21 protein-coding genes and 2 tRNA genes are annotated in these 24,874 nt (G+C 70.7%); 14 read left to right on the top strand and 9 right to left on the bottom strand.

Translation table 11 applies throughout. The features are described from left to right. Positions 1 to 187 precede the first annotated feature (187 nt). A complete protein-coding gene (locus AB0C38_RS00775; protein WP_360664369.1) occupies positions 188 to 898 on the top strand; it encodes a G1 family glutamic endopeptidase in 711 nt (236 codons plus the stop codon). Between the two features lies 1 nt (position 899). Here the strand turns inward: AB0C38_RS00775 and AB0C38_RS00770 are convergent, their stop codons facing one another. Together AB0C38_RS00770 and AB0C38_RS00765 are read right to left on the bottom strand one after the other, a co-directional pair. Then, a complete protein-coding gene (locus AB0C38_RS00770; protein ID WP_360667399.1) occupies positions 900 to 1,508 on the bottom strand; it encodes a hypothetical protein in 609 nt (202 codons plus the stop codon). 185 nt (positions 1,509 to 1,693) lie between these two features. Further along, the gene (locus tag AB0C38_RS00765; protein WP_360664366.1) at positions 1,694 to 4,603 is read right to left on the bottom strand and encodes an AAA family ATPase; all 2,910 of its coding nucleotides are present in this window, start codon (positions 4,601 to 4,603) and stop codon (positions 1,694 to 1,696) included. Between the two features lie 448 nt (positions 4,604 to 5,051). Between AB0C38_RS00765 and AB0C38_RS00760 the strand changes: the two genes are divergently transcribed. After that, entirely contained in the window at positions 5,052 to 6,155 is a 1,104-nt protein-coding gene (locus AB0C38_RS00760) for a S1 family peptidase (RefSeq protein ID WP_360664363.1), read from the top strand. A gap of 95 nt (positions 6,156 to 6,250) precedes the next feature. On the opposite strand, the gene AB0C38_RS00755 is transcribed toward AB0C38_RS00760, so the two are convergent. Both AB0C38_RS00755 and AB0C38_RS00750 read right to left on the bottom strand, forming a co-directional pair. Beyond that, positions 6,251 to 6,655, bottom strand: a complete 405-nt coding sequence (locus tag AB0C38_RS00755; protein WP_360664360.1) for an SsgA family sporulation/cell division regulator — start codon at positions 6,653 to 6,655, stop codon at positions 6,251 to 6,253. A 153-nt stretch (positions 6,656 to 6,808) separates the two neighbouring features. Continuing rightward, positions 6,809 to 8,008 (bottom strand): MFS transporter, encoded by a 1,200-nt coding sequence (locus AB0C38_RS00750; RefSeq protein WP_360664357.1) that lies wholly within the window; start codon positions 8,006 to 8,008, stop codon positions 6,809 to 6,811. 62 nt (positions 8,009 to 8,070) lie between these two features. On the opposite strand from AB0C38_RS00750, the gene AB0C38_RS00745 reads away from it, so the two are divergent. Next, the gene (locus AB0C38_RS00745; RefSeq protein WP_360664354.1) at positions 8,071 to 8,499 is read left to right on the top strand and encodes a transcriptional regulator; all 429 of its coding nucleotides are present in this window, start codon (positions 8,071 to 8,073) and stop codon (positions 8,497 to 8,499) included. Beyond that, a complete protein-coding gene (locus AB0C38_RS00740; protein WP_360664352.1) occupies positions 8,496 to 9,575 on the top strand; it encodes an FAD-dependent monooxygenase in 1,080 nt (359 codons plus the stop codon). Before AB0C38_RS00745 ends, AB0C38_RS00740 begins: the two co-directional genes overlap by 4 nt. On the opposite strand, the gene AB0C38_RS00735 is transcribed toward AB0C38_RS00740, so the two are convergent. Then, positions 9,553 to 10,026 carry an Lrp/AsnC family transcriptional regulator gene (locus AB0C38_RS00735; RefSeq protein ID WP_286000487.1) on the bottom strand — a complete coding sequence of 158 codons (474 nt, stop codon included), beginning with the start codon at positions 10,024 to 10,026 and terminating at the stop codon, positions 9,553 to 9,555. The two genes, AB0C38_RS00740 and AB0C38_RS00735, sit on opposite strands and share 23 nt — an antisense overlap. 213 nt (positions 10,027 to 10,239) lie before the next feature. On the opposite strand from AB0C38_RS00735, the gene AB0C38_RS00730 reads away from it, so the two are divergent. Beyond that, entirely contained in the window at positions 10,240 to 11,229 is a 990-nt protein-coding gene (locus AB0C38_RS00730) for a beta-ketoacyl-ACP synthase III (RefSeq protein WP_360664349.1), read from the top strand. On the opposite strand, the gene AB0C38_RS00725 is transcribed toward AB0C38_RS00730, so the two are convergent. From AB0C38_RS00725 to AB0C38_RS00715, 3 genes are all read right to left on the bottom strand, one after another. Then, positions 11,217 to 12,716 carry an adenylate/guanylate cyclase domain-containing protein gene (locus AB0C38_RS00725; protein ID WP_360664346.1) on the bottom strand — a complete coding sequence of 500 codons (1,500 nt, stop codon included), beginning with the start codon at positions 12,714 to 12,716 and terminating at the stop codon, positions 11,217 to 11,219. The genes AB0C38_RS00730 and AB0C38_RS00725 overlap by 13 nt on opposite strands. Before the next feature lie 88 nt (positions 12,717 to 12,804). Beyond that, positions 12,805 to 13,617, bottom strand: a complete 813-nt coding sequence (locus tag AB0C38_RS00720; RefSeq protein WP_360664344.1) for a class I SAM-dependent methyltransferase — start codon at positions 13,615 to 13,617, stop codon at positions 12,805 to 12,807. A gap of 36 nt (positions 13,618 to 13,653) precedes the next feature. After that, on the bottom strand, positions 13,654 to 14,352 hold the full coding sequence (locus AB0C38_RS00715; RefSeq protein WP_360664341.1) for a FadR/GntR family transcriptional regulator: 699 nt from the start codon (positions 14,350 to 14,352) through the stop codon (positions 13,654 to 13,656). Positions 14,353 to 14,398: 46 nt separating this feature from the next. Here AB0C38_RS00715 and AB0C38_RS00710 point away from each other — a divergent pair, with 46 nt between their 5' ends. Further along, a complete protein-coding gene (locus AB0C38_RS00710) occupies positions 14,399 to 14,752 on the top strand; it encodes a VOC family protein (protein ID WP_360664338.1) in 354 nt (117 codons plus the stop codon). Between the two features lie 69 nt (positions 14,753 to 14,821). Then, positions 14,822 to 15,595 carry a sulfite exporter TauE/SafE family protein gene (locus AB0C38_RS00705; protein ID WP_360664336.1) on the top strand — a complete coding sequence of 258 codons (774 nt, stop codon included), beginning with the start codon at positions 14,822 to 14,824 and terminating at the stop codon, positions 15,593 to 15,595. Here AB0C38_RS00705 and hisC read toward each other — a convergent pair. Next, positions 15,585 to 16,640, bottom strand: coding sequence for a histidinol-phosphate transaminase (gene hisC / locus AB0C38_RS00700; RefSeq protein ID WP_360664334.1), 1,056 nt, complete (start codon positions 16,638 to 16,640; stop codon positions 15,585 to 15,587). The two genes, AB0C38_RS00705 and hisC, sit on opposite strands and share 11 nt — an antisense overlap. 145 nt (positions 16,641 to 16,785) lie before the next feature. On the opposite strand from hisC, the gene AB0C38_RS00695 reads away from it, so the two are divergent. From AB0C38_RS00695 to AB0C38_RS00665, 7 genes are all read left to right on the top strand, one after another. Then, positions 16,786 to 17,415, top strand: coding sequence for a dienelactone hydrolase family protein (locus AB0C38_RS00695; protein ID WP_360664331.1), 630 nt, complete (start codon positions 16,786 to 16,788; stop codon positions 17,413 to 17,415). A gap of 49 nt (positions 17,416 to 17,464) precedes the next feature. Next, positions 17,465 to 19,462 (top strand): acetoacetate--CoA ligase, encoded by a 1,998-nt coding sequence (locus AB0C38_RS00690; protein WP_360664328.1) that lies wholly within the window; start codon positions 17,465 to 17,467, stop codon positions 19,460 to 19,462. Between the two features lie 122 nt (positions 19,463 to 19,584). Further along, positions 19,585 to 21,300 carry a phosphatidylglycerol lysyltransferase domain-containing protein gene (locus AB0C38_RS00685; protein ID WP_360664325.1) on the top strand — a complete coding sequence of 572 codons (1,716 nt, stop codon included), beginning with the start codon at positions 19,585 to 19,587 and terminating at the stop codon, positions 21,298 to 21,300. A gap of 65 nt (positions 21,301 to 21,365) precedes the next feature. Further along, positions 21,366 to 21,455 (top strand) — tRNA-Ser (locus AB0C38_RS00680). A 46-nt stretch (positions 21,456 to 21,501) separates the two neighbouring features. Then, positions 21,502 to 21,575, top strand: a tRNA-Arg gene (locus AB0C38_RS00675). 302 nt (positions 21,576 to 21,877) lie between these two features. Then, entirely contained in the window at positions 21,878 to 23,506 is a 1,629-nt protein-coding gene (locus AB0C38_RS00670) for a glycosyl hydrolase family 18 protein (protein ID WP_360664322.1), read from the top strand. After that, positions 23,503 to 24,852: a cellulose binding domain-containing protein gene (locus AB0C38_RS00665; protein WP_360664319.1), complete on the top strand. Its 1,350-nt coding sequence runs from the start codon at positions 23,503 to 23,505 to the stop codon at positions 24,850 to 24,852. Before AB0C38_RS00670 ends, AB0C38_RS00665 begins: the two co-directional genes overlap by 4 nt. Positions 24,853 to 24,874: the final 22 nt, after the last annotated feature.

Genomic DNA, 24,874 nt, shown 5'->3' with positions numbered 1-24,874 from the left:
CCCGCTCACCTGACCGGGCGGTAGGTGAGCGATATCGACCCGTAAAGGCCTCTTTCCCCCGCGGAGGCCTTTACGGGTCTTTTCGGGCAATGGGAAGACCATTCGAAAGTAGCTACCTTCTTTTCAGCGCGGCTCCAACACTTGGGATACGGCTTTCCCGGTCCCCATCGGTGAATGGAGTCCCCGCATGTCCAGAATCCTTTCGTCGCGTGCTGCCCGCGTCCTCACGGCGGTCGCCGCGGCCGCGGCCGGCCTCGCGGTGTCGGGCACCGCGCACGCCGCGGTCGAGTACGGCTCGCACCTCCACGGCCACCAGTTCTCGGGCGGCAACTGGGGTGGCTACGTCAGCTTCGGCAGCTTCACCACGGCGACGGCGAGCTGGACCGAGCCGACGGTGACGTGCCGGTCGAGCAACGACCTCTTCGCCCCGTGGGTCGGCATCGACGGCGATGGATCGTCCACAGTGGAACAGACCGGCGTCGAGACGGACTGCTCCAGCGGGCATCCGGTGTACTCGGCCTGGTACGAGATGTACCCGGCCGCGCCGGTGTACTACAACGTGTCGGTCGGCGCGGGCGACCACATCACCGCGACGGTGACCCGGACCGCCACCAACACCTACCGGCTCGACCTGTCCGACACGACCAAGGGCTGGACCAAGACGACCACGAAGTCGCTGACGTCGAAGCACGCGTCCGCGGAGGCGATCATCGAGTCGCCGACCGACTCCTACCCGACGATCTCCGGGGGCATCAAGTTCACCGGCGTCAAGTTCAACGGGACGAACCTGGCCTCGACCAGCCCGTCCGGCCTGAACGCCGACGACCGCGGCACGAACACCTGGATCCCGGGCGCGATCGGCTCGGACGGCCAGAGCTTCACGATCTCGCGCCACTGAGCTATTTCAGGTTGTTGATGGCCCACGAGACCACCATCACCGCCAGGACGAGCGAGATGGCGGCCTGCAGCATCATCGTCAGCTTCGCCCAGATCCGCAGGGGCATGACGTCGGTGGGGCTGAAGGCGGCCGCGTTGGTGAAGGAGAAGTAGAGGTAGTCCAGGTAGGACGGTTCCCAGTCCTGGTGCGCCAGGTCCGGGTCGGCCATCTGCGGGAACTGCAGGTCGGGGAACTCCGCCCGGCCTGTGGCCCGCCGGCCCGGGCCACCGCGGTCGAACTCCCAGTACCAGAGCGAGAAGGCGACGATGTTCGTCCAGTAGACGATCCCGCCGGTGACCAGGACGGCCCCGGCGCGGTCGCCGATGGAGCTGGTGACGATGCCGTAGACGAGCTGCACCGCGGACGCGCCGTTCACCGCGGTGACGGCCGCGACCAGCAGCAGCGAGATGACCCGTTCGACGGCGCTGAACTGCGACATCCGTCCCGGGTTGACCAGCAGCAGCGCGACGACGAGCAGCCCGGAGACGGCGGGCAGCAGCCACTTGGGGTGCAGCGCCATGTCATCGGGCAGGGCGACCTGCAGCACCAGGGTGGCGACGACGACGCCCATGGCGGTCCACCGGGTCTCCCCGGAGGTCCGCCGGCGCCACGCGGGAAGGGCCTGTTCTGTCACGCGCCCAACGTAAGGCGGTCACCGCGGGCCCGCCAGTGGCCCGGCCGATGCCATGAAAGACCCTTTCATGTCGCCAGACGCCATGAACGACTCTTTCATGGCGTTTCGGGCCGTTCGTGACCTCAGCCGGCCGGTGCCGTGGTGACTTCGCCGGGCAGCTTGCGGGCCACGTCCGTGCGCGAGCGCGCGCCCAGCTTCCGCAGCACCTTCGCCACGTGCTGCTCGACCGTGCGCGGCGAGAGGAACAGCCCGTCCGCGATCTCCCGGTTCGTCCGCCCCTCCGCCAGCATCCGTGCCACTTCGCGCTCCCGTGGCGAAAGCTCGCTGCCGTACCCGCGCCGCCCGCGTTGCGAAGGGGCCCAGGCGCCGTGTTCGCGCAGCTGGTGACGGCACCGCCCGGCATCCCGCGTCGCGCCCAGCTGTTCGTACGCCTCGGCCGCCGCCGTCAGCTCCTCGATCGCGTCGCGGTTGCCCGCCGCGAGGCGGCACATCGCCGCCCTTTCCCGCATGCCCGTCGCCGGGTACGGCATCGGTAGCGCCGCATAGCCCGACGCCGCTTCGTCGAACAGGGCCGCCGCGGCCAAGTGCTTTCCGCGCGCCTCCAGCAACACCGCCCGGCCGGCGACCAAGGCCGCCGTCGCGACCGGGGCGTCCCGGTCTTCGATGCCGCGGGCGAACGCCTCGACCACGCTGTCCGCCTCCGGCCAGCGCCCGGCCCGCGCGTACGCCTGCGCCGCCGCCGGGACCAGCGCCGCCGCCCAGATCCAGACGCCCTTGCGCCCGGCCGCGGCCACCGCCGTGTCGGCCGCCGCGCACGCGCCGTCGACGTCGTCGGTCGCGAGGAGCACGGCGATCAGCACCCCGGCCGCCGAAAGCACCACCGGGTTCGGCCCGCGGTCCGGCGCGTGGACGCTCGCCGCGGTCAGGTGCCGTTGCGCGGCGGCGAACTCCCCGCGCACGGCGGCCAGCCCGCCGAGCACCAGCGACGACTCCATGACGATCGGGCCGAGCTCCGGATAGCTGTCGCGCAGCTGCTCGGCGGCTTCGGCGAGCCCGCTCCAGCGCCCGCGCACCCAGTCCAGCCGGACGCGGGTGCCCTGGATCAGGCCGATCGCGTACAGCGCGCCCGCGTCGGTCGCCCGCCGGACGCCCTCGGTCACCAGCCGGTCCGCCCGGTCGAGGTGCCCCGCCCACGACTGGCCGTCGGCGAGGTTGCACCACAGCCGGGCCAGCTGGACGCGCTCGGCGACCGTGCCGACGGTGTCCGACAGCGCTTCGAACTCCGCCCACGCCGAGCCGTCGCCGACGTGCGACGCGGCCGCGATGCGGTCGGCGGTCAGCGCGAGCCGCAGCTCCGGGTCGTCGAGCCGCTCGTACACCTCGCCCGCGCGGGCGCGCCAGGATTCGTGCCAGGACAACGGCGTCAGGCCGTCGATCGGCTGGGCGAGCAGCGTGATCCCGCGCGCGGCGAGGTCGGGCCGGTCGGTCAGCTCGCCGATCGCGCGCTCGACCTCGAGGCGGCCGCGGCCGAGCCCGCCGATGGTCCGGACCTGCAGCATGCCGAGGCTCAACCGGATCGAGCCGCGGACCGACGGCGGCAGCGTCACCTCTTCGAGGACGCGTTCGAGCGTGCCGATCACGTCGGGCCGGAACCCCCGCAGCGCGACCTGGCTCAGCTTGCCGGCGACGCGTCCGATGTCGGCCTGCGCCGGGCCGGGTTCGGCCAGCACCGACTGCAGGAGGTCGATCGCACGGGACGTCTCGCCGCGGGTGACGGCCTCGTCCGCGGCGGCTTCGGCGTAGTGCCGCCACTGGTCGACGCGGCCGGCCGCGCGGGAGTGCCGGGCCAGCAGCGTGAGCGGCGGGGACGGCTGCGCGGCGAGCACGCGGATCGCCTGCGCGTGCAGCAACGCGCGCTCGGGCCCGCTCACCGTGTCGTAGACCGCCTTGCGCGCCAACGGATGCCGGAAGCCGTACCGGCCGTCGCCGACCTCGCCGAGCACCCCGCCGGACAACGCCGCGAGCAGCGCGGTGCGGAGGGTGTCGTCGGACAGCCCGGCCAGCTCGCCGAGCACGGCGGCTTCGGCGCCGACACCGAGGACCGCGGCCGCGCCGGCCAGCCGCACAGCCGGCTCAGGCAGCGTGGAAAGCCGCTCGGTGACGGCTTCGCGCAGCAGCACCGGGACTTCGAGGTTCTCCAGCATCCGGTCGGAGAGGACTTCGCCGACCGGCAGCCGCTCGGCCGCTTCGCGCAGGGCCCGCAGCGTCTCTTCGACCACGAACGGGATCCCGGCGGTGCACTCGTGCACCTTCGCCGCGAACTCGTCGGTGACGCGGGGCAGCTCGAGGATTTCGACCGCGAGCTTGCGCACCGCCGTGACGTCGAGCGCGCCCAGCGCGACGCGCGCGGAGTGGACGGCCGGATCGGTGCGGAACGGCGCGCCGAGCGGGCCGGGCCGGACGTCGGTCGCCGACCGGTACGTGGCGACCACTGCCAGCTCCGGCGGCATCGAGCCGGCGAGGAACCGCATCAGGTCCCGGGTGTCCTCGTCGGCCCACTGGAGGTCGTCGATCAGCACGAGCGCCGGCCCGCACGCCCGCAGGAGCTCCCGCACCGCGCGGAAGACGCGGTGGCGTTCGGCGACCGGGTCGGCGAGGGGCTCGGGCCGGGGAGGAAGCGCTTCCGCGAGCTCGGGGAGCAGCGGCCGCAGCACGCCGGCGACCGGGCTGAGCGGGCCGAGCGGTGCGTCGCCCACCGCGCGAAGCGCTTCCAGGATGGGCCCGTAGGGAAACGGTTCCCGCATCGGCTGGCAGGCGCCGGTGAGCACGCGGCTGCCGTCGAACTCCTTGCGCCGCCCGATCTCGGCGAGCAGCCGGGTCCGGCCCATGCCGGGCTCGCCCTCGATCAGGACCGCGGCCGGGCGCCGCCGGAGCACGTCGACGATGGCGTCGAGCTCGGTGTCGCGGCCGGTCAGCCGGGCGGGTCCAGACCGGACGGACACCGAGGTGGCACGGGGAGCCGTCAACCACACAACGACCTCCTCGACGTGCACCGGGGACTGTGCGCGGGAGCCTAAGCAGCGCTCAACCGTCCGTAAACCATTAACCGAATAGGTGGTCGGTACCGCCCTCACACGTCCGCCTACCGGCTGTCACCGGTTTGCCGCGGGATCCGCCGGTCCCGGGTCACAGCGCGTGCGAAACCGCGGTGATCACCCCGTTCCGGCCGCACGTAACGCGTTCCGGGAGGGGTGACGGCTACTGAAAGTAGTTCACGGAAACCCTACTTAAGGACCTGTCCGTCCGGGTGACGACCGAGGGTCAGGACCGCTTGGAGCAGGGGATACGTCCGGGGTGAATGCGTATACCCATTCGCCGGGCGCCCGGATTGCACCGTAACGCCCACTGCGGGGACCCTCACCCGGGGGAGTACCACTGCGTGGCCGGTTCAGCGCCGCGCGTAACCATCTAGGGAGAAGCATGAAGATCGCCAGACTCTTCGGTGCCGCTGCCGCCGTGGTGATGACGACGGGTGCGCTCGTCGCGGTCGCCGTCCCCGCCTCGGGCCAGGACCTGCTGAACCCGGACATCGTGCCCGCCATGCAGCGCGACCTGGGCCTGACCCAAGACCAGGTGCTGACGCGGCTGAAGAGCGAGGACGTCGCGAACAAGGTCACCGAGGCCGTCAGCGCGACGCTCGGCGACGCGTTCGGCGGCGCCACCTACAACGCCGCCACGGGCAAGGCGCACATCCAGACGACGAGCGCCGCCGAAGTCGCCAAGATCCGGTCGTCCGGGGCCGAGGCGGAGGTCGTGAAGTTCAGCGCTCGCCAGCTCGACTCCACTGTGGACAAGTTCAAGGCCCTCGACAGCTCGGCACCGTACGCGGTCACGGGCTGGGGCGTGGACTCCGCCACCAACCGCGTCACGCTGTCCGTCCTGCAGGGCCAGCGCGCCGCCGCCGACACCTTCCTCACCCAGTCCGGTGTGGACAAGTCGTCGGTGACGATCCTCGACGCGGCGGCGAAACCGACGCTGCACGCCAACATCCGCGGTGGTGACGCCTACTACATCGGCGGCTCTTCGCGCTGCTCGGTCGGCTTCTCGACCACGACCGGCTTCCTGACCGCCGGCCACTGCGCGGCCCTCACCGGGGGCGGCTCGCTGACGGGCTCCAACGGCGCCGCGCTCGGCTCGTGGGGCACCTACCGGTTCCCGGGCAGCGACTACGCCTCGGTCCGGACCAACAGCAGCTGGACCCCGGTCGGCCAGATGAACAACGGCACCCGCGTGACGGGCTCGTCCAACGCGGCGACCGGCACCTCGGTCTGCAAGGCCGGCTCGACCACCGGCTGGACCTGCGGCACGGTCGGCGCCAAGAACCAGAGCGTCCGCTACGCCGAGGGCACGGTCAATGGCATGACCGCGACCAACGTCCGCTCGGCGGCCGGTGACTCGGGCGGCGGCTTCATCGCGGGCAACACGGCGCAGGGCATCCTGTCCGGTGGCAACACGTCCGTGACGTACTTCTTCCCGATCGGTGCCGCCCTGTCGGCGACCGGGACGACGCTGCGGCTCGGCTGACCTTCTCCTGAAACAGCGAAAGGGCGGGTTTCGAGTGCCTCCAGCGCACTCGAAACCCGCCCTTCGTCCTCGCCGCGGGAATGGGAGGTTCGGGGTCAGACGTTGCTGATCTCCTCGATCAGCCCGTCGACGTCGAAGTGCGCGCTCTCTTCACCGAGCGGCACCAGTTCGTAGGACGCCTCGAGGAACGTCCGGACGTCTTCGGTCTCCAGCTCGAACGACGCATAGCCGTCCGGTGACTCGATTTCCAGGGTGAGGAAGTCCTCGTCGTCGGACAGGTCCGGGCGGACCCGGACGTCACCGAGACCGGCCGGGTCGTCGAGGCCGGCCACGAGGAGGTCACGCGCGAAGGTCCATTCGATCCACCGGCCGCGCTCGGTCCGGAACGCGACGGTGACCGCGAACGGCTCCTCGGCGTGGTAGGAGAGGCGGGACAGGACGGGCGTGGTGCTCTCGTTCAGCACCACGAACTGGCTCTGGTGAACGGCGTCGGTCTGCATGGCCCCTCCTGGAGTCTCGGGTGGTTCGCGCGGCGCGAACTGTTCGAGGAGGAGATGGCCGGGGCCATGCGCCATGACGGAGAAACTCTCACGTTCACTTGATCGGTTGCATCCGTCCATTGTGGTGTAACGTCCGGCACATACCCCTTGCGTTCATTCGGCGACTGCTGGTGACGGCTCACGCAGGGCGTGGGGCAGCTTCTTCCGCAGCACGAGCAGCGCCGGGATGGCCGCCGTGCAGGTCAGGGCCAGTACCGACCACGTCAGCGCGTTGCTGACGCTGAGCAGGACGGCCAGCAAACCGGGCGCGAGCGCGACGGGCAGTCCCCAGGAGAGCTGGAAGATCGAGCTGGCGCGGCCTTCGGCACCGGGTGGTGCGGCCGCGGCGGCCGTCGCGGTGCCGGTGGGGCCGAACATCGCCTCCGCGACGGAGAAGCCGAGGCTCGTCACGAGGATCAGGCCGGCGGCACCGTGCAGGGGGACCATTTCCAACGGGATCAGCAGGGCGAAGGAAACCGCGAACAACGTCGCGGCGCCGATGAGCCCGGTCGTCCGGCTGCGCCCGGCGAGCAGGGCGACGATCGGGCGCTGCCCCAGCACGACGACCACGGTGCCGAGGGTGATCGCGGTCCCGGCGATCCACTGTGGACCGTGCAGGAGATCGCGCACGACGATGGGCAGCACGGCGAACTTGCTCGCGCTGGCGAGCGTGAAAGCCGTGTGGGTGACGCAGAACCCGGTGAAGGGCCGGTTGGTGAGAACCGTCCGCCAGCTCCCGGCCGGTTTGTCCACTCGTGCTTCGGCCCGGGGGAGCAGTCCGATCAGTACCGCTGCCACCGCGAAGCTCGCCGCGTTCACGTACGCGAGCAGGTGGAACGCCCACGGGCTCGTGATCGTCGGCAGCACCGCGGTCGCCGCCGCCCCGATCCCGGCGCCGGCGAACCGCCCCACCGTCTGCGTCGCCAGCATGCGGTCCGTTTCGCCGCCCGAGGTGAGCCGGGCCACCATCGGCGCGTTGCACGTCCAGAACAGCCGGTCGCCGAAGCCGGCGACCACCGAAACCACGATCACCTGCCAGCTGGTGTGGACCAGTGGGTACGCGCAGAAGGCCGCGATCCGCACGAGGTTCCCGGCGATGAGCAGGGCCCGCGGCCCGAACCGGTCCATGGCGGCCCCGGTCGCCGGGCCGCTGACGAGCGCCAGCAGCGCGCCGGTGCTCAGCGACGTCCCGGCGTCGAGCAGGCCCATGCCCTGGCCGTGCACCAGGAACAGCAGCGCGAACGGCACCCACAGCCCGCTGCCGAGCGCGTCGATCAGAGTCGCGACCAAGAAGATCCGGCGATGACGAAGCATGCTTCCCCCCAGAAAGGCAGCGCTTCAGAATATCGCTTCAGAACATGCTAGCGTCTACTAGCATGGACGATCGGATGGCGTGGGCCGAGCGGGCCGCGGGCTTCTTCGCGGAGCAGTACGGCATCCCGCCGATCGCCGGCCGCATCCTCGGCTGGCTGATGGTGTGCGACCCGCCGGCCCAGTCGGCGACCGCGATCGCCGGCTCGATCGGGGCGAGCCGCGCGTCGCTCACGTCCAACATGAACCTGCTGACGGCCGCGCGGCTGGTGCGCAAGCAGCGGGTGCCGGGTGACCGCACCACCTACTTCCGGATCGACGACGACGCCTGGCCGCGCGTCGTGCGGGAGCGCATCGCCACGCTCGCTTCCTTCGTCGGCATCGCCGAAGACGGCATGGCGCTCTTCGAACCCGGCGACGAACGCGCGGAGCGGGTCCGCGCGGCGCGGGACACGTTCGCGTGGCTCGCCAAGGCACTGGAGGAACCGCGATGAAAGCAGTGGTGGCCGGCGCCGGCATCGGCGGCGTCACGGCGGCGCTGGCCCTGATCCAGGCGGGCTGGGACGTCGAGGTGCTCGAACGCGCACCCGAGCTGGGCGAGGTCGGCGCCGGGCTGTCGATCGCGCCGAACGCCCTGCGCGCACTGGACGCGCTGGGCATCGGCGAGCAGGTCCGCGCGGCCGCGACGCCGTCTCAGGCCGCGTACAACCTGTGCGTCCCGTCGGGGAAGCGGCTGCGGCGCTTCGACCCCGCGCACGACACGCCGTTGTCCTGCTTCCACCGCGCGGACCTGCACCGCCTGCTCGCCGCCGGGCTGCCGGACGGGGTGGTGCGGACCGGCCGCACGGTGCGATCCGTGTCGGCGGACGGCGAGGTCGTCCACGATGCCGGGCGGACCCAGGCGGATCTGGTGGTGGGCGCGGACGGCATCCACAGTGCGGTCCGGGAAGCGCTGTGGCCCGGCGTCACGCCCCGCTTCCGCTACACGGTCTGGCGCGGCGTGACCGAACCCGGCCTTCCCGAGGCCGGCACGTTCACCTTCGGCCGCGGCGCGTACTTCCTGGCCCACCCGATCGGCGGCGAGCGGGTGTACTGGGCGCTCGCGGTGCACGAACGCCGTCCGGGCGTCCGCTACGACGACGACCTGGCCGAGGTCCGGCGCCGGGTCCGCGGCTGGCACGTCGAGCCGTTCCTCGACGCGACGCCGAAGGTGCTGCACAACGACGTCACGGACCTGCCGCCGCTCCCGTCGTACGTCCGCGGCCGGGTGGCGCTGCTCGGCGACGCGGCCCACGCGATGACGCCGGACATGGGCCAGGGCGCGTGTCAGGCGATCGAGGACGCGGTGACGCTCGCGGCGGTCGGCCTCGAGGGCTACGACCAGGCCCGGCTCGCCCGGACCCACGGCATCGCGCGGATGGCCCGCCAGAAGGGCGCGATGGCCCTGACGACGTCCCGGCTCGGGTGCGCGATCAACCGCCTGGGCATGCGCGCGCCCGCGTCGGTGATCCGGAAGCAGACGGGGAAGCTGTGGTCCTGGACCCCGCCTACGGCCCGAGCGGCAGGGTGAGCCCGACCTTCACCCGGTCCATCGCGACGCTCGTCGTGAAGTGCCGGACGTTCGGGTTGTCGAAGAACATCCGCCGGGTGAACGCCTCGAAGCCCGCCATGTCCGGGCACGTCACGACCAGCACGAAGTCCGCGTTGCCGGTGACGTAGTAGCACTGCTGGACGCAGTCGTCGGCGAGGATCTGGCGGCGGAACGCGTCCAGGACCGCCAGGTTCTCCCGCTCCATCTCGACCATGACCACGAACGTCATGCTCAGCCCGAGCGCCTCCGGCGACAGCACCGCGACCTCGCGCTCGATGACCCCCGCTTCGCGCAGCCGCTTGATCCGCCGTTGCACCGCCGCGGCCGAGAGACCGACCTTCGCCCCGATGGTCTCGGCGATGGTGCGGGCGTCCTCCTGGAGGCAGGCGAGGATGGCGGTGTCCAGCTGGTCGAGGTCGGGAGTCTGCACTCCAGCAGGCTAGCCGGGACCCCCGACGATTCGCCCGGCGTTCGCTCCGCGCTCACTCTTGCGTGACGTCGCTCACTACTCCGTCCGAGGGGAAAGTGAAACAACTTTTTCCGTGACCTGGAACACAACTCACCGGTCTACCAGGGGGTAGCCCATACAAGTGGAAGACCAGCCGGTCGCTCCGCCAACCCGCCGGCGTGGGGAGGCTCTCCCGTGCCCGCACCCGCCGCCGTGCTGACCGGAATCGGTTCGTGCTTGCCGACGACAGTCCTGGGCAACGAGGAGATCGCCGCCCGGCTCGACACCACCGACGAGTGGATCCGGACCCGCACCGGCATCCGGGAGCGCCGTGTGGCCGGACCCGACGAGTCCACTGTGGACCTCGCGGTCGGGGCGGGCCGCGAAGCACTGGCGGGCGCCTCCGCCGACGTCGTCGTCCTCGCCACGTCGACCCCCGACCAGCCCTGCCCGGCCAGCGCGCCGCAGGTCGCCGCCCGGCTCGGCCTCGGCACGGCCGCGGCCTTCGACGTCAACGCCGTCTGCAGCGGCTTCGTCTACGCGCTGGCCACCGCCGCGGGTTTCATCGCGGGCGGCATCGCCGGGCGAGTGCTCGTGATCGGCGCCGACACCTTCACCACGCTCATCGACCCCGAAGACCGCACGACCGTCCCGATCTTCGGCGACGGCGCGGGCGCGGTCCTGCTGCGCGCGGGTGAGCCCGACGAACCCGGCGCGCTCGGGCCGTTCGACCTGCACAGCGAGGGCGAGCTCGCCGACCTGCTGTGGGTCGAAGCCGGCGGCGCGCGGCGGCGGCTCTCCGACCAGCCGAGCGACCGCTTCCTCGCGATGCAGGGCACCGCGGTGTTCCGGCACGCCTGCGCGCGGATGGCGGAGTCGTCGCGGACCGTGCTGGAGCGCGTGGGCTGGATGGTCGGCGACGTCGACCGCTTCGTCGGGCACCAGGCGAACATCCGGATCCTCCAGGCGACGGCGAAGCAGCTCGGCATGCCGGCCGACGCCGTCGTCGCCAACATCGACCGCGTCGGCAACACCAGCGCCGCGTCCATCCCGCTCGCCCTGGCCGACGCCCAGGCCGACGGAACGCTCGTCGCCGGGCACCGAGTGCTGCTCAGCGCGTTCGGCGCGGGCCTGACCTGGGGCTCGACGGTGCTGCGCTGGCCGGAGCTGGGTCAGCTGTCCTGAGGTTCCGGGCCGGCTGTCCAAGTCGGCGTCGGCTCCTGGCGGCCGCGCAGCGCCAGCTCGCCGTGCTTCTCCCAGTACGCGCGTTCGCTCGGCAGTGCCGCGGAGACGACGGCGTCGCTGGCGAGGATCCGTGACGGCACCGCCTTGGCCAGCTCGGTCAGCCGCGCGGCCTCGTTGACCGCGTCGCCGATCACGGTGTACTCGAGCCGGCTGCTGCTGCCGAGCTGCCCGGCGAACACCGGGCCGCTCGAGACGCCGATGCCGAGGTCGAGCTCGCCGTTCGCGCACACCGCGTCCCGGATCGCGCGGGCCGCGGCCAGTGCGGCCGTCGGCGCGTCCGCGAGCCGCGTCGGGGCGCCGAAGATGCACAACGCGGCGTCGCCCTGGAACTTGTTGACCAGCCCGCCGCGCGCGCCGACCGCGGAGACGACCGCGGCGAACAGCCGGTTCAGCTTCTCGACGAGCTCCTCCGGCGGCGTGCGGTAGGCGAGAGCGGTCGAGTCGACGACGTCGACGAACAACGCCGTGACCTCGCGGACGTCGCCCGACAGCGACGCGCCGTACTCCAGCGCGTGCCGGGCGACGTCGGCGCCGACGTGCCTGCCGAACAGGTCCTGCATCCGCGCCTGCTCGCGCAGGCCGGCGGCGAGCTGGTTGACCGACGTCTGGAGCAGGCCGATCTCGCTGGAGTCGTCGACGTCGACGGTGACGTCGTTGTCGCCGCGCGCGATCCGGTCGAGGGCGACGCGCAGCCGGTGCAGCGGCGCCGCGACGGCTCTGGCCAGCAGGGCGGTGCCGATCGCGCCGACGCCGAGCCCGATCACCGACAGCATGATCAGGCTGGCGGTGTGGTTGCCCGAGCCGAGGTCCGGCGGCGTCGCGATGAGCAGGACGCCGACGAAGGGGACGCCGCTGGCCAGCGCCCAGGTGACGATCAGCCGGGTGAGCACGGTGACCGGCAGCGACCCGCGCGGCGGCAGGATCTCCAGCGCGATCGTCATCACCGGCCGCGCCACCCACTCGGCGGCGAGGTAGGTGAGGCCCACGGTGGTGAGGCCGCCGAGCCCGATGACCGTGGCCATGCCGACGGCGTCGTCGCTCGAGCCGAGGACCCCGGCCAGCACGCTGAGGACGGCGGTGCCGATCAGCCAGAGCGTGCCGCTGACCACGGCCATGTCGACGGGCAGCCGCAGCGCGCGCCTCGCTTCGCTTTCCGATGGCGGGCGGCCGAGCACGAACCAGATCGCGGTCCGGCGCTGCAGCCAGGCCGTCCACAGTGTCCCGGCGAGCAGCGAGACGGCGACGATCCCGGCGGCGGTGAGGCCGAGGATCCACCCGCGGTCGCCGACGTCGCCTGGTAGGCCCTGCAGCAGCAGGAGCAGTGCGACGACCCCGGACCCGGCGACGCTGGAGCCGAGACCGAGGCCGGCGAAGCCCAGGCTGGTACGCAGCACCACCCGGAAGTTGCCGACGGCGATCTTGCGCACGGCGTTGATCGTACGGCCGAAAATGCGTGGCCACTGCCGGTGGCCGCGGTCGAGTCGTGAAGCGCGCGCCGCGGGTGCTGGAGTCGCGTCAGAAGCGGTACCGCACGATGTGCGCCATCCGCGCCATCGCCGGGAAGTACTTCAGCATCCGCAGCTGGAACCGGGTGAACGGCCGCAGCCGGGCCATCACCTCGGGCTGGGACCAGTGCGCGGCGTCCAAAGAGGACACCAGCGTCAGGCCGTAGCGCTCCAGCTCGTGCGGGTCGTCGACGCCCCAGTGCAGTGTTGCCTTCGCGCGCCGGACCGGGGTGTTGAGCTTCTGGGCCTTGATGCCGAACTTGCTGAAGACGTCGCCGATCAGTTCGCCGGACGGGAACTTCGCGACCAGCCGGCGGATGAGCTCGGTGCCGTTCTCCGGGGTCAGGTACATGGTCAGGCCTTCGGCGACGATCAGCGCCGGGCGGTCCGATGGCACCTGGTCGAGCCACCCGAAGTCGGTCACCGACGTGCCGATGTTCGTGTGGTTCGGCGCGGCCGCGTAGAGCTTCTCGCGCAGCTCGACGACCTCGGGGTAGTCGACGTCGTACCAGTGGACGGTCTCCGGCGGGGCGAGGCGCTGGAAGCGCGTGTCCATGCCGCAGCCGAGGTGCAGCACGAGGGCGTCGGGGTGCTGGCGCAGGTAGTCGGCGGCCCACTCGTCGATCGGCTTCGCGCGCAGGACGACGCTCACGGCGCTGTCGCGGGTGATCCCCAGCTTGGCGAAGTCGTAGTCGATCTGCCGGACGGCTTCGTCGGCGGCGTGGTCGCCGAGCACCGGGTCGGCCTCGCGGCTGTCGAGCGCGCGGCCGTACAGCGTGGCCAGCATGGTGGCTTTTTCTTCGGTGAAGTGCACCTTCTCCATCACGACCCCCAAAAGTTTCACAATGTTGTGAAAAGTCTAGCGCTCTTCGGGGTGGGCGGCGAAGTCGTGCGCGTAGGTCTTGGCGTCGACCAGGTGCTTGAGGGTCAGCTCGCGGGCCGCGGCCGGGTCGGACCGGCGGATGGCGTCGAGGATGGCGCGGTGGTCGTCGACGGCCTTGCGGATCTGGCCGGGCAGCCGCAGCGCCGCCCGCCGTTCCTCGCCGACCAGGGCGAGCACGGACCGCAGCAGCCCGGCGACGTCGTCGTTGCCGGCGTTCTGCGCGATGACCCGGTGGAACTCGGCGTCGGCGGCGATGACGTGCAGCATGTCGCCGTCCTCGGCGGCCCGCGCCATCTCGGCGACGTTGTCCTCGAGCCGGCTCACGGTCTTTGCGGTGGCTTGCCGGGCGAGCCGTTCGGCGAGGGTCGGCTCGACGGTCGCCCGCAGGTCGAACAGCTTCTCGACGAGCTGGTCGTGCTCGGTGAACCAGGTGCGCAGGGGCTGTTCCTGCTGCTCGCGGACGTAGGTGCCGGAGCCGGCGCGGATTTGGACGTAACCGATGGAGGCGAGCACGCGCAGTGCCTGCCGCAGCGAGCCGCGGCTGATGCCGAGGTCCTCGCACAGGACGCGTTCGGCGGGCAGCCGAGAGCCCGGCGGCAGCTTCCCGGAGTCGATCAGCGACCGCAGCCGGTCGACGGTCGCGCTCCAGACCTGCTCGGTGTCCACGGCGCCCATCCTCTCAGCTCCGGAAACTGTCGGTGGTGACTGTCATGATCACGCCATGACCGCACGGTTCAAGGACCTCGCTCTGGACGCGACCGACCACCAGGCCCTGGCGGACTGGTGGTGCCGCGCCATGGGCTACGTCCGCCGCGACTCGCTCACCGGCGACACCCGGCCGGACGACTGGCCCGTCCCGATCGTCGACCCGGATGGCAACGGGCCGCTGATCTGGCTCAACCCGGTGCCCGAGGAGAAGACGGTCAAGAACCGCATGCACCTGGACGTCTTCGGCGACCCGGCGGAGCTGGCCGAACTGGGCGCGACGCTGATCCACGCCCGTGGCGGCGACCTCGAATGGGAGGTGATGGCCGACCCGGAAGGCAACGAGTTCTGCGTCTTCACGCCGCGGTGAGTGTCTGCCCAGACACATCTGCGTCGCGGGACCGGCCGACGATGCTTAGGCTCCGCACGTGAGTGCTTCATGACGTGGTGGCACGCGGTGATCGTCGTGGTCGCCGGGATCTGGGCCGGGACCATCAACGCCGTCGTCGGGTCGGGGACCCTCGTGACGTTCCCCGTCCTGGTCGCGCTGGGCTATCCGCCGGTGACGGCGACGACGTCCAACGCGATCGGTCTCGCGCCCGGGACCCTCAGCGGGGCCTGGGGGTATCGGCACGAGCTCGCCGGCTACTGGCCGCAGGTCGCGAAGTTCGCCGTCGCGTCCTTCCTGGGCGCCATCGGTGGCACCATCCTGCTGCTGTCGCTGCCGAAGGACGCCTTCGAAGCCGTCGTCCCCGTGCTCGTGGGGCTGGCCGTGATCCTCGTGATCGTGCAGCCGCGCGTCTCGAAGTGGGTCGCGAAACGCCGCGAAGGCAACGGCGAGGAGCACAAAGCCGGGCCGTTGCTGATGTTCTTCATCTTCCTCATCGGCATCTACGGCGGGTACTTCACCGCCGCGCAGGGCGTGATGCTGATGGCCGTGATGGGGATGCTGCTGTCCGAACCGCTGCAGAAGCTCAACGGCGTCAAGAACGTCCTCGCGGCCGTGGTCAACGTCGTCGCCGGGGTGATCTACGCGTTCGTCGCGCCGATCAGCTGGCCCGTGGTGCTGTGGCTGGCCGTCGGGTCGACCGCCGGCGGCTTCCTCGGCGCGAAGATCGGCCGGAAGCTGCCGCCGGCGGTGCTGCGCGGCGTGATCGTCGTGATCGGCGTCGCCGCCGTGATCCAGCTGGTGGTCAAGCAGTTCAGCGACTGAATTCGCGCGCCGCGGCCAGGAAGAGGTCGTTCTCCTCGCGGGTCCCGATCGTCACGCGCACGCCGTCGCCGGCGAACGGGCGCACCACGAGCTTGCGGTCGAGCGCGTGCTCAGCGAACGGCACGGCCTGGTCCCCGAGCGGCAGCCAGACGAAGTTGGCCTGCGTCTCGGGCACCTGGTAACCGGCTTCGAGCAGCGCGTCCCGCACCCGCGCGCGTTCGACGACGATCTCCTCGCAGCGCTGGAGCAGCTCGTCCGCCGCGTCGAGCGACGCGAGCGCCGCGACCTGGGCCAGCATGTTCACCGAGAAGGCGACGTACACCTGGCGAAGCGCGTCGGCGATCGATTCCGGCGCGACGGCGTAACCCACCCGGAGGCCCGCGAGGCCGTACGCCTTCGAGAACGTGCGCAGCACCATGACGTTCGAGCGCGTCCGCGTGTACTCGACGCCGTCGGGCACCTCGGGGTCGGTGACGAACTCCTTGTACGCCTCGTCCAGCACCACCAGCACGTGCTCCGGGACCGCGTCGAGGAACCGCTCCAGCTCGGTGCGGCGGATCGCCGTGCCGGTCGGGTTGTTGGGGTTGCAGACGAAGACCACGCGCGTCCGGTCGGTGATCGCCGCGAGCATCGCGTCGAGGTCGAGCGCCTGGCCCTCGGTGATCGGGACCTTCACGGACACGGCGTTCGCCACCTGCGTGACGATCGGGTACGCCTCGAACGAGCGCCAGGCGAAGATCACCTCGTCGCCGGGCGCGCAGACCGCCTGGATCGTCTGCTGGCACAGGGAGACCGAGCCGCAGCCGATGGCGACGTGCTCCACCGGCATGTCCAGGTCCCGCGCCAGCCGCTCGCGCAGGGCCTGCGAGCCGGTGTCCGGGTAGCGGTTGATGCCCGCGGCGGCCTCGGCGATCGCCCGGGTGACGCTCGGCAGCGCGCCGCCGGGCACCTCGTTGCTCGCCAGCTTGATCGCGCCTTCGATCGTCCGGCCGGGAACGTATTTCGGCAACGATTCGAGATCGGCACGCGGGGACACGGACGGCATCTTCGGCGCTCCTGGAATTCGACGGGACGACCCGGCCACCGTATCTTTTCCGCCCGCCGCCCCGCGACTCCCTTCAGGCGGTATGTGACCGGTAGACCTGCCAAACTGGGTTCCTTCCGTTCACCTCGAAGTGATTGAGTGACGTATGACGTCGACCAGCACCGTGGACTACCAGCGCACCGACGGCCGAGCCCTCCGCCTGACCTTCTCGGAACCCGAAGGCGCGCTGCGCGGTGGTTTGGTGGTGCTGCACGAAGCGGACGGGGTCACCGACGGCGTCAAGCTGCTGCTCGCCAGCCTCGCGATCGAGGGCTGGCTGACCGTCACCCCGCACCTCGAAAACGCGGAGCTGACGCAGCGGGACCTGCTCGACGCGACGGACATCACACTCGCCTGGCTCGTCGAACGCGGGGTCCAGGCCGACCTGCTCGGTGTCATGGGCTTCGACCTGGGTGGCACCGCGGCACTGGTCGTCGCCTCGCACCGCAGGCTGGGCGCCGCCGTCAGCGTCGGCGGGCAGCAGTCCGCCGAACTGCCCGCGCTGGTCGAGATCGCGGGGAAGCTCACCAGCCCGTGGCTCGGCATGTACGGCGACGCCGGCGACGAGGCGGGCGGCGCCGACGTCGAGCGGCTGCGCGACGCCGCAGCGTCGGCGAAGGTCGCCACGAACGTCGTCCACTACCCGGGGGCGAACCACCGCTTCGACGCCGACCCGGGCGCGGCCGCCGAGGCCTGGCAGCGCACGCTCAGCTGGTTCGACGCCCACCTGCGCTAGGGGATTTCGAGCGCCGTCACATCCTGATCCGAAGGATTACGCTCGTGACGTGACGCACACCGCCGACGCCCCCGAAGTGCTCTGGCGCCCTGAGCCGAGCCACGTTGCCGACACCAAGATCGAAGCCTTCCGCCAGTGGCTGCGTGCCGAACGCGGCGTCGAGGTGGACGACTACCGCTCGCTCTGGGAGTTCTCGGTCGAGCGTGGGCCGGACTTCTGGACGGCGGTCGCGGACTTCCTCGGCGTCCGCTGGCACGACCAGCCGGGCGACGTGCTCTCCGGCGAGATGCCGGACGCCGTCTGGTTCGACGGCGCCACGCTGAACTACGCCGAGCACGCGCTGACCCCCGGCGTCGCGGGCGCCGCGAAGGGCGACGACGAGACGGCGGTGATCTTCCACCGCGAAGACGGCTTCGCGGACCACCTCACTTACGGCAAGCTTCGCGCGCAGGTCGGTGCGGCCCGGGCGGCCTTCCTGGAACTCGGCGTCGGCAAGGGCGACCGCGTCGTCGCGCTGGCCCCGAACTGCCCGCAGACGCTGGTCGCGTTCCTCGCCGCGGCGAGCATCGGGGCGATCTGGTCGTCGTGCTCGCCGGACTTCGGTGTCCGCGCGGTCGCTGACCGGTTCGTGCAGATCGAGCCGAAGGTGCTTTTCGCCGTCAACGCGTACGCGTACAACGGGCGGCAGTTCGACATCCGGACGACGGTCGCCGACCTGCAGGCGAAGTTGCCGTCGCTGGCCGCGACGGTGCTCGTCCAGTACGTCGGCGAAGGGCGGATGGCGGGCACGCTCGACTGGGCCGAACTGCTCGCGCAGCACGAGGGCGCGCCGCTGCTGTTCGAGCCGGTCGAGTTCGCGCACCCGCTGTGGGTGCTCTACTCCTCCGGCACCACCGGCCTGCCGAAGGGCATCGTGCACGGCCACGGCGGCATCACGCTGGAGCACCTCAAGGCCCTTGCGCTGCAGACCGACCTCGGGCCCGGCGACCGGTTCTTCTGGTTCAGCACCACCGGCTGGATGATGTGGAACTTCCTCATCTCGGGCCTGCTGGTCGGCACGACGATCGTGCTCTACGACGGCAGTCCCGGCCACCCGGACCTCAACGCGCTCTGGCACCTGGCCGAGCAGCACCGCGTCACGTACTTCGGGACGTCGGCGCCGTTCATCCAGAGCTGCCTGAAGGCGGGCATCAAGCCCGCCGAGCGCTACGACCTGACGGCGTTGCGCGCGCTCGGTTCCACCGGGGCGCCGCTGAGCGTCGAGGGCTTCCGGTGGATCGTGAACGAGGTCGGCAAGAAGGTGCAGATCTGCTCGGTCTCCGGCGGCACGGACCTGTGCGCGGCGTTCGTCGCGTCGGCGCCCGACGTACCGGTCTGGCTGGGGGAGCTGTCCTGTCCGGCGCTGGGGGCCGCGGTCAACGCGTTCGACGAGGCGGGCAACGCCGTCGTCGAGCAGGTGGGCGAGCTGGTGATCACGAAGCCGATGCCGTCGATGCCGGTGTTCTTCTGGAACGACCCCGACGGCTCGCGCCTGCGTGAGGCGTACTTCGAGATGTACCCGGGGCTGTGGCGCCACGGCGACTGGATCCGGGTCACCGGCCGCGGCTCGGCGGTGATCTACGGCCGCAGCGACTCGACGCTCAACCGCGGCGGCGTCCGGATGGGCACGGCGGAGTTCTACCGGGTCGTCGAAGGCTACGACGAGGTCGCGGATTCGCTGGTCGTGGACACTTCGGCGGCCGGCAACGAGGACGGGCAGCTGCTCTGTTTCCTGGTGCTCGCCGACGGCGTCGAGATCGAGGACGTCGAGCCTCGGCTCAAGAAGGAGCTCCGTAGCGCGCTGTCACCGAGGCATGTACCCGATCGGTTCGTAGTGGTTCAGGAGATTCCTCGTACCTTGAACGGTAAGAAGTGTGAGGTACCGGTGAAGAAGATCCTCGCCGGTGTGGCTCCTGACCGGGCCGTCAGCCGCGACGCGCTGGCGAACCCGGCGGCGTTGACGCCGTTCGTGGAGCTCGCCGGGGGTTACCGAACCGGCCAAAAGTAGGCCGGCCTCCGAGCGGCAGGTGACCGTCGCTACGGGGCCGATCCGGCCGTGACTGTGGTCGGATCGGTAACAGACGGCGCAGTAGATGGGGGAAGCATGATCGTCCACAACGGGTTGCACGGGTGGTGACGGGGACACGCGCGCAGATCACCTGGCGGGTGGCGGGAGCCACCACGGTGGGAGTGATCACCTGGGTGACCCGGCTGGCCGGACTGATGACGCTCGTGTCGGTCCTGGTGCCGGCCGGGCGGCGGAACCTGCGCGGGCACCTGTCCGAGTGGCTGGAGCTGCCACAGGAGGCGACGGTCGCGGCGGCGACCGTCGCGCTGGTCACGGGCGTGCTGCTCCTCCTCCTGGCCGCGGGGCTGCGGCGCCGCAAGCGCCGGGCCTGGCAGCTGGCGATCGGCGCGACGGTGCTGCTCACGGTGTCGCACATCGGGCTCCGGCACGTCTTCGGTGCCGGGCTGGTGTCGGTCGTGCTGCTGGTGGGCCTGATCGCGAGCCGGCGCTACTTCGTCGCGAAGCCGGACCCGGTGGTCGGCCGCTGGCGCGCGGTGCGCGTGTTCCTGCAGCTGGCGCTGGCCGGGTTCGCGATCAACGTCATCCTGCTGTCGGTGGCGTCGCGGGCGGTGCTGGAGCCGATGAGCTTCCCGGACCGGCTGGCGGAGTCCGCGCTCGCGCTGGCCGGCGCCAGCGGGCCCGCCGTGTTCCACCAGATGTGGCTGGAGGACATGACCGCGGCCGTCGGCCTGCTGTTCGGGCTGGCCGCGATCCTGGTCTCGGCGTACTTCCTGCTGCGCTCGGCCGAGCCGGCGCCCCAGCTGTCCGACGACGAGGTCGCCCGCCTGCGCAAGCTGCTGGACGAGCACGGCGAGCGGGATTCTCTCGGCTACTTCGCGCTGCGGCGGGACAAGTTCGCGGTGTTCTCGCGGACCGGCAAGGCCGCGGTCACCTACCGCGTGATCGCCGGGGTGGCGCTGTGCTCGGCCGACCCGCTCGGCGACCACGAGGCGTGGCCGGGCGCGATCGAGGAGTACCTGGAGGTCTGCCGGCGCAACGGCTGGGTCCCGGCGGCGATGGGCGTCTCGGAGCTCGGCGCGACGGTCTGGGCCCGGTTCGGCCTGGAGGTGCTGGAGATCGGCGACGAAGCGGTCGTCGACGTCGACGGGTTCACCTTGGACGGACGCGTCATGCGCGGCGTCCGCCAGGCCGCGGCCCGTACGAAGCGCGCGGGGTACAAGGTGCTGGTGCGCCGGGCCGAGGACCTGCGTCCCGGTGAGCTGGACGAGCTGGTGACGCTGGCCGCGAACTGGCGCGGCACGGACACCGAGCGCGGGTTCTCGATGGCGCTGGGCCGCATGGGCGACCCGGGTTCGGTGCTGGTGACGGCCGAGCAGGGCGGGCGCGTCCGAGGCGTCCTTCAGTTCGTGCCGTGGGGTGCGACGGGCCTTTCGCTGGACGTCATGCGCCGCGACCGCACGGCCGACAACGGCGTCAACGAGCTGATGATTTCGGAGCTCCTGCTCGCGGCGGGGAGGCATGACGTCGAGCAGGTGTCCCTGAACTTCGCCGCGTTCCGCGCGTTGATGGAACAGGGCCAGCGCATCGGCGCCGGCCCGGTCGCCAAGACGGCGGCGAAGGTACTCCACTTCTTTTCGCGCTGGATCCAGATCGAGACGCTGTACAAGTTCAACGCGAAGTTCCGGCCGCGCTGGGTACCTCGCTATCTGGTGTACCCGGGAGTGCGCGAACTGCCCCGGGTCGGCATCGCGACGTTCGAGGCGGAAGGCCTCGGCGGACGCTCTCCGCGCCTGCTCAGGCTGCTGCGCCGGGCGTGAGGGGGGTGCTGTCGGAGGGTGATCGGGGGGTGTGTAACCTATCTGAGCAGTGGTCGTTGGGCCCAGGAGGCTTCGCCTAGTCTGGTCTATGGCGCCGCACTGCTAATGCGGTTGGGGGTAACCCCCCCTCCCGGGTTCAAATCCCGGAGCCTCCGCTGGTACCCGGTTCGCCGGGTGCTAGGTTAGAGAACAACTGAACACGCGCCCGTAGCTCAGCTGGATAGAGCATCTGACTACGGATCAGAAGGTCAGGGGTTCGAATCCCTTCGGGCGCACGTCTGGTTGAGACAGCACTGGAGCCCCCTCGCAAGAGGGGGCTCTTTTGTGTTGTCTCCCAGTTGGTGCGTAGTCCTCGTGCTCCGGCGGCAAGACAGCCAATCGGCTGCTTTGCGTAACTGGACTGGACCAGTGAACTCACCTTCGTCCTAGCTGGTCAGCTGCCCGTCGGCACTCTCCGTGGTTGTGCTTCCCTAATTGGTCTGGACCACGTAACGTCTTCGCAAACGGCGCAAAAACACCACCCGGTCCCCCGCCTGAGGTGGCACCGCCGTCCCCGCACCTGGCTCAAAGGAGAGCGATGTCCAGAAAGAGATGGCACCTCCTCGGTCTGTTCACCGCGGTCGGCGCGATCGCGGTCGGTCTCGTCACCGTGCCGGCGAGCGCCGCCGGCGGCGTCGGCGCCAGCTTCACGAAGGGCTCCGACTGGGGCACCGGCTACGAAGGCAAGTACACGATCAACAACGGCTCCGGCTCGACGCTGCCCGCCTGGACGGTCGAGTTCGACCTCCCGTCCGGCGCGAAGATCGCCTCCCTCTGGGACGGCAGCTACACCGCGGCCGGCCAGCACGTCACCGTCAAGAACAGCTGGAACGGCAACGTCGGGAACGGCAGCACCGCCAGCTTCGGCTTCAACGTCGCGTACTCCGGCACCTACTCGGCGCCCGCGAACTGCCGGCTGAACGGCGGCTCCTGCGACGCCGGCGGCGGCACCCCGACCACCACGCCGACGACCCCGACGCAGCCGACCACCACCCCGACGACACCGACGACGCCCACCACCCCGACAACGACCACGCCGCCCCCGCCGGGCGGCCTGAAGAACGTCGGCTACTTCGTGCAGTGGGGCGTCTACGGCCGCAACTACCACGTCAAGAACATCGAGACGTCGGGTTCGGCGAGCAAGCTGACGCACATCAACTACGCGTTCGGCAACGTGAAGAACGGCCAGTGCACGGCGAACGACGACCCGTACGCCGACTACCAGAAGACCTACGACGCCTCGACGAGCGTCGACGGTGTCGCCGACACCTGGGACCAGCCGGTGGCCGGCAACTTCAACCAGCTGCGCAAGCTCAAGAAGCTGCACCCGGGCCTCAAGGTGATCTGGTCGTTCGGCGGCTGGACCTACTCCGGTGGCTTCGGCCAGGCCGCGCAGAACGCCGCCGCGTTCGCGCAGTCCTGCTACAACCTGCTGAAGGACCCGCGCTGGGCCGACATCTGGGACGGCATCGACATCGACTGGGAGTACCCCAACGCGTGCGGTCTCTCCTGTGACACCAGCGGTGCCGCGGCCTACAAGAACCTGATGGGCGCGCTGCGGTCGAAGTTCGGTTCGTCGTTCCTGGTCACCTCGGCCATCTCGGCGGACGGCACCAACGGCGGCAAGCTCGACGTCGCCGACTACGCCGGCGCGGCGCAGTACCTCGACTGGTTCAACGTCATGACGTACGACTACTTCGGCGCCTTCTCGCCGCAGGGCCCGACCGCCCCGCACTCGTCGCTGACGTCGTACTCGGGCATCCCGACGCCGGGCTTCTACTCCGACGCGGCGATCCAGAAGCTCAAAAGCAAGGGTGTCCCGTCGAGCAAGCTGTTGCTGGGCATCGGGTTCTACGGCCGCGGCTGGACCGGCGTCACGCAGGCCACCCCGGGCGGCACCGCGACCGGCCCCGCGCCGGGTACGTACGAGCCGGGCAACGAGGACTACAAGGTCCTGAAGAACACCTGCCCGTCGACCGGCACGATCGCGGGCACCGCGTACGCCAAGTGCGGCAGCAACTGGTGGAGCTACGACACCCCGTCGACCATCGGCGGCAAGATGGCGTACACGAAGCAACAGGGTCTCGGCGGCGCCTTCTTCTGGGAACTGACCGGTGACACCAGCAACGGCGAGCTCATCACCGCGATGAAGAACGGCCTGTCATGAGGCGCCGCTGGTTGCCCGCACTCGGGCTGGCGGCCGCGGCCGCCACGATCGGCGCGATGTTCGTGATCGCTCCGGCGAACGCGGCGGGCGGCGTGTCCGCGACCTTCTCGAAGGGCTCCGACTGGGGCACCGGGTACGAGGGCAAGTACACGATCGCCAACGGCTCCGGCTCGACGCTCGCCGCGTGGACGGTCGAGTTCGACCTGCCGAGCGGCGCGAAGATCTCTTCGCTGTGGGACGGCAGCTACACGGCTTCCGGCCAGCACGTCACGGTGAAGAACACGTGGAACGGCAACGTCGGCAACGGCGGTAGCGCGAGCTTCGGCTTCAACGTGGCGTACTCGGGTTCGTACGTCGCGCCGTCGAACTGCAAGCTCAACGGCGGGTCGTGTGCGGCCGGGGGGACACCCCCGACCACCACACCGCCGCCTACGACGACGCCCCCGCCGACCACCACCCCGCCGCCGGGGACCGGTGGCAAGGGCGCGCCGTACCTGTACCTGGGCTGGGGCAACCCGCCCAACCCGCAGACGGTGATGAACGCGACCGGCGTCAAGTGGTTCACCATGGCGTTCATCAACGCCTCCGGTGGCTGCAACCCGGCGTGGGACAGCAGCCGTCCGCTTTCCGGTAGCGCGGACGCCAACGCGATCGCGCAGATCAAGGCGGCGGGCGGGCAGGTCGTCCCGTCGTTCGGCGGCTGGAGCGGCACCAAGCTGGGCCCGAACTGCTCGACGCCGCAGGCGTTGGCCGGTGCGTACCAGCAGGTGATCAACGCGTACGGGCTGAAGGCGATCGACATCGACATCGAGAACTCCGACGAGTTCGAGAACGAGGCCGTGCAGGACCGGATCCTGAACGCGCTGAAGATCGTCAAGCAGAACAACCCGGGCGTGCAGACGATCCTGACGTTCGGCACGTCGACGACCGGCCCGAACTACTACGGCAACCGGCTCATCGACCAGTCGAAGGCCCTGGGCGCCGGCGTGGACGTGTACACGATCATGCCGTTCGACTTCGGCGGCGGCGCGAACATGTACCAGAGCACGGTGAACGCGGCGAACGGCTTGCGCGACAAGCTGAAGTCGACGTTCGGCTGGAACGACGCCACGGCGTACAGCCACCTGGGCATCTCGGGCATGAACGGGTTGTCCGACCAGCAGGAGCTGACCGATCTTTCGACGTGGACCCAGATCACGAACTGGGCCAAGTCGAACAAGCTCGGCAGGCTGGCGTTCTGGTCGGTGAACCGGGATCGTGGTTGTCCTGGTGGTGGCGTGCAGGCGGCCTGCAGCGGCATCGCCCAGAACGACTGGGACTTCACGAAGGTGACGGCGGGCTTCTGACGCCGTCGTGAATGGAGGCCTC

The sequence above is a fragment of the Amycolatopsis sp. NPDC048633 genome (assembly GCF_040650695.1).
Taxonomy (GTDB): Bacteria; Actinomycetota; Actinomycetes; order Mycobacteriales; family Pseudonocardiaceae; genus Amycolatopsis.
The sequence above is the reverse complement of the archived record's forward strand: the minus strand, read 5'-3'. Positions and strand labels throughout refer to the sequence as shown.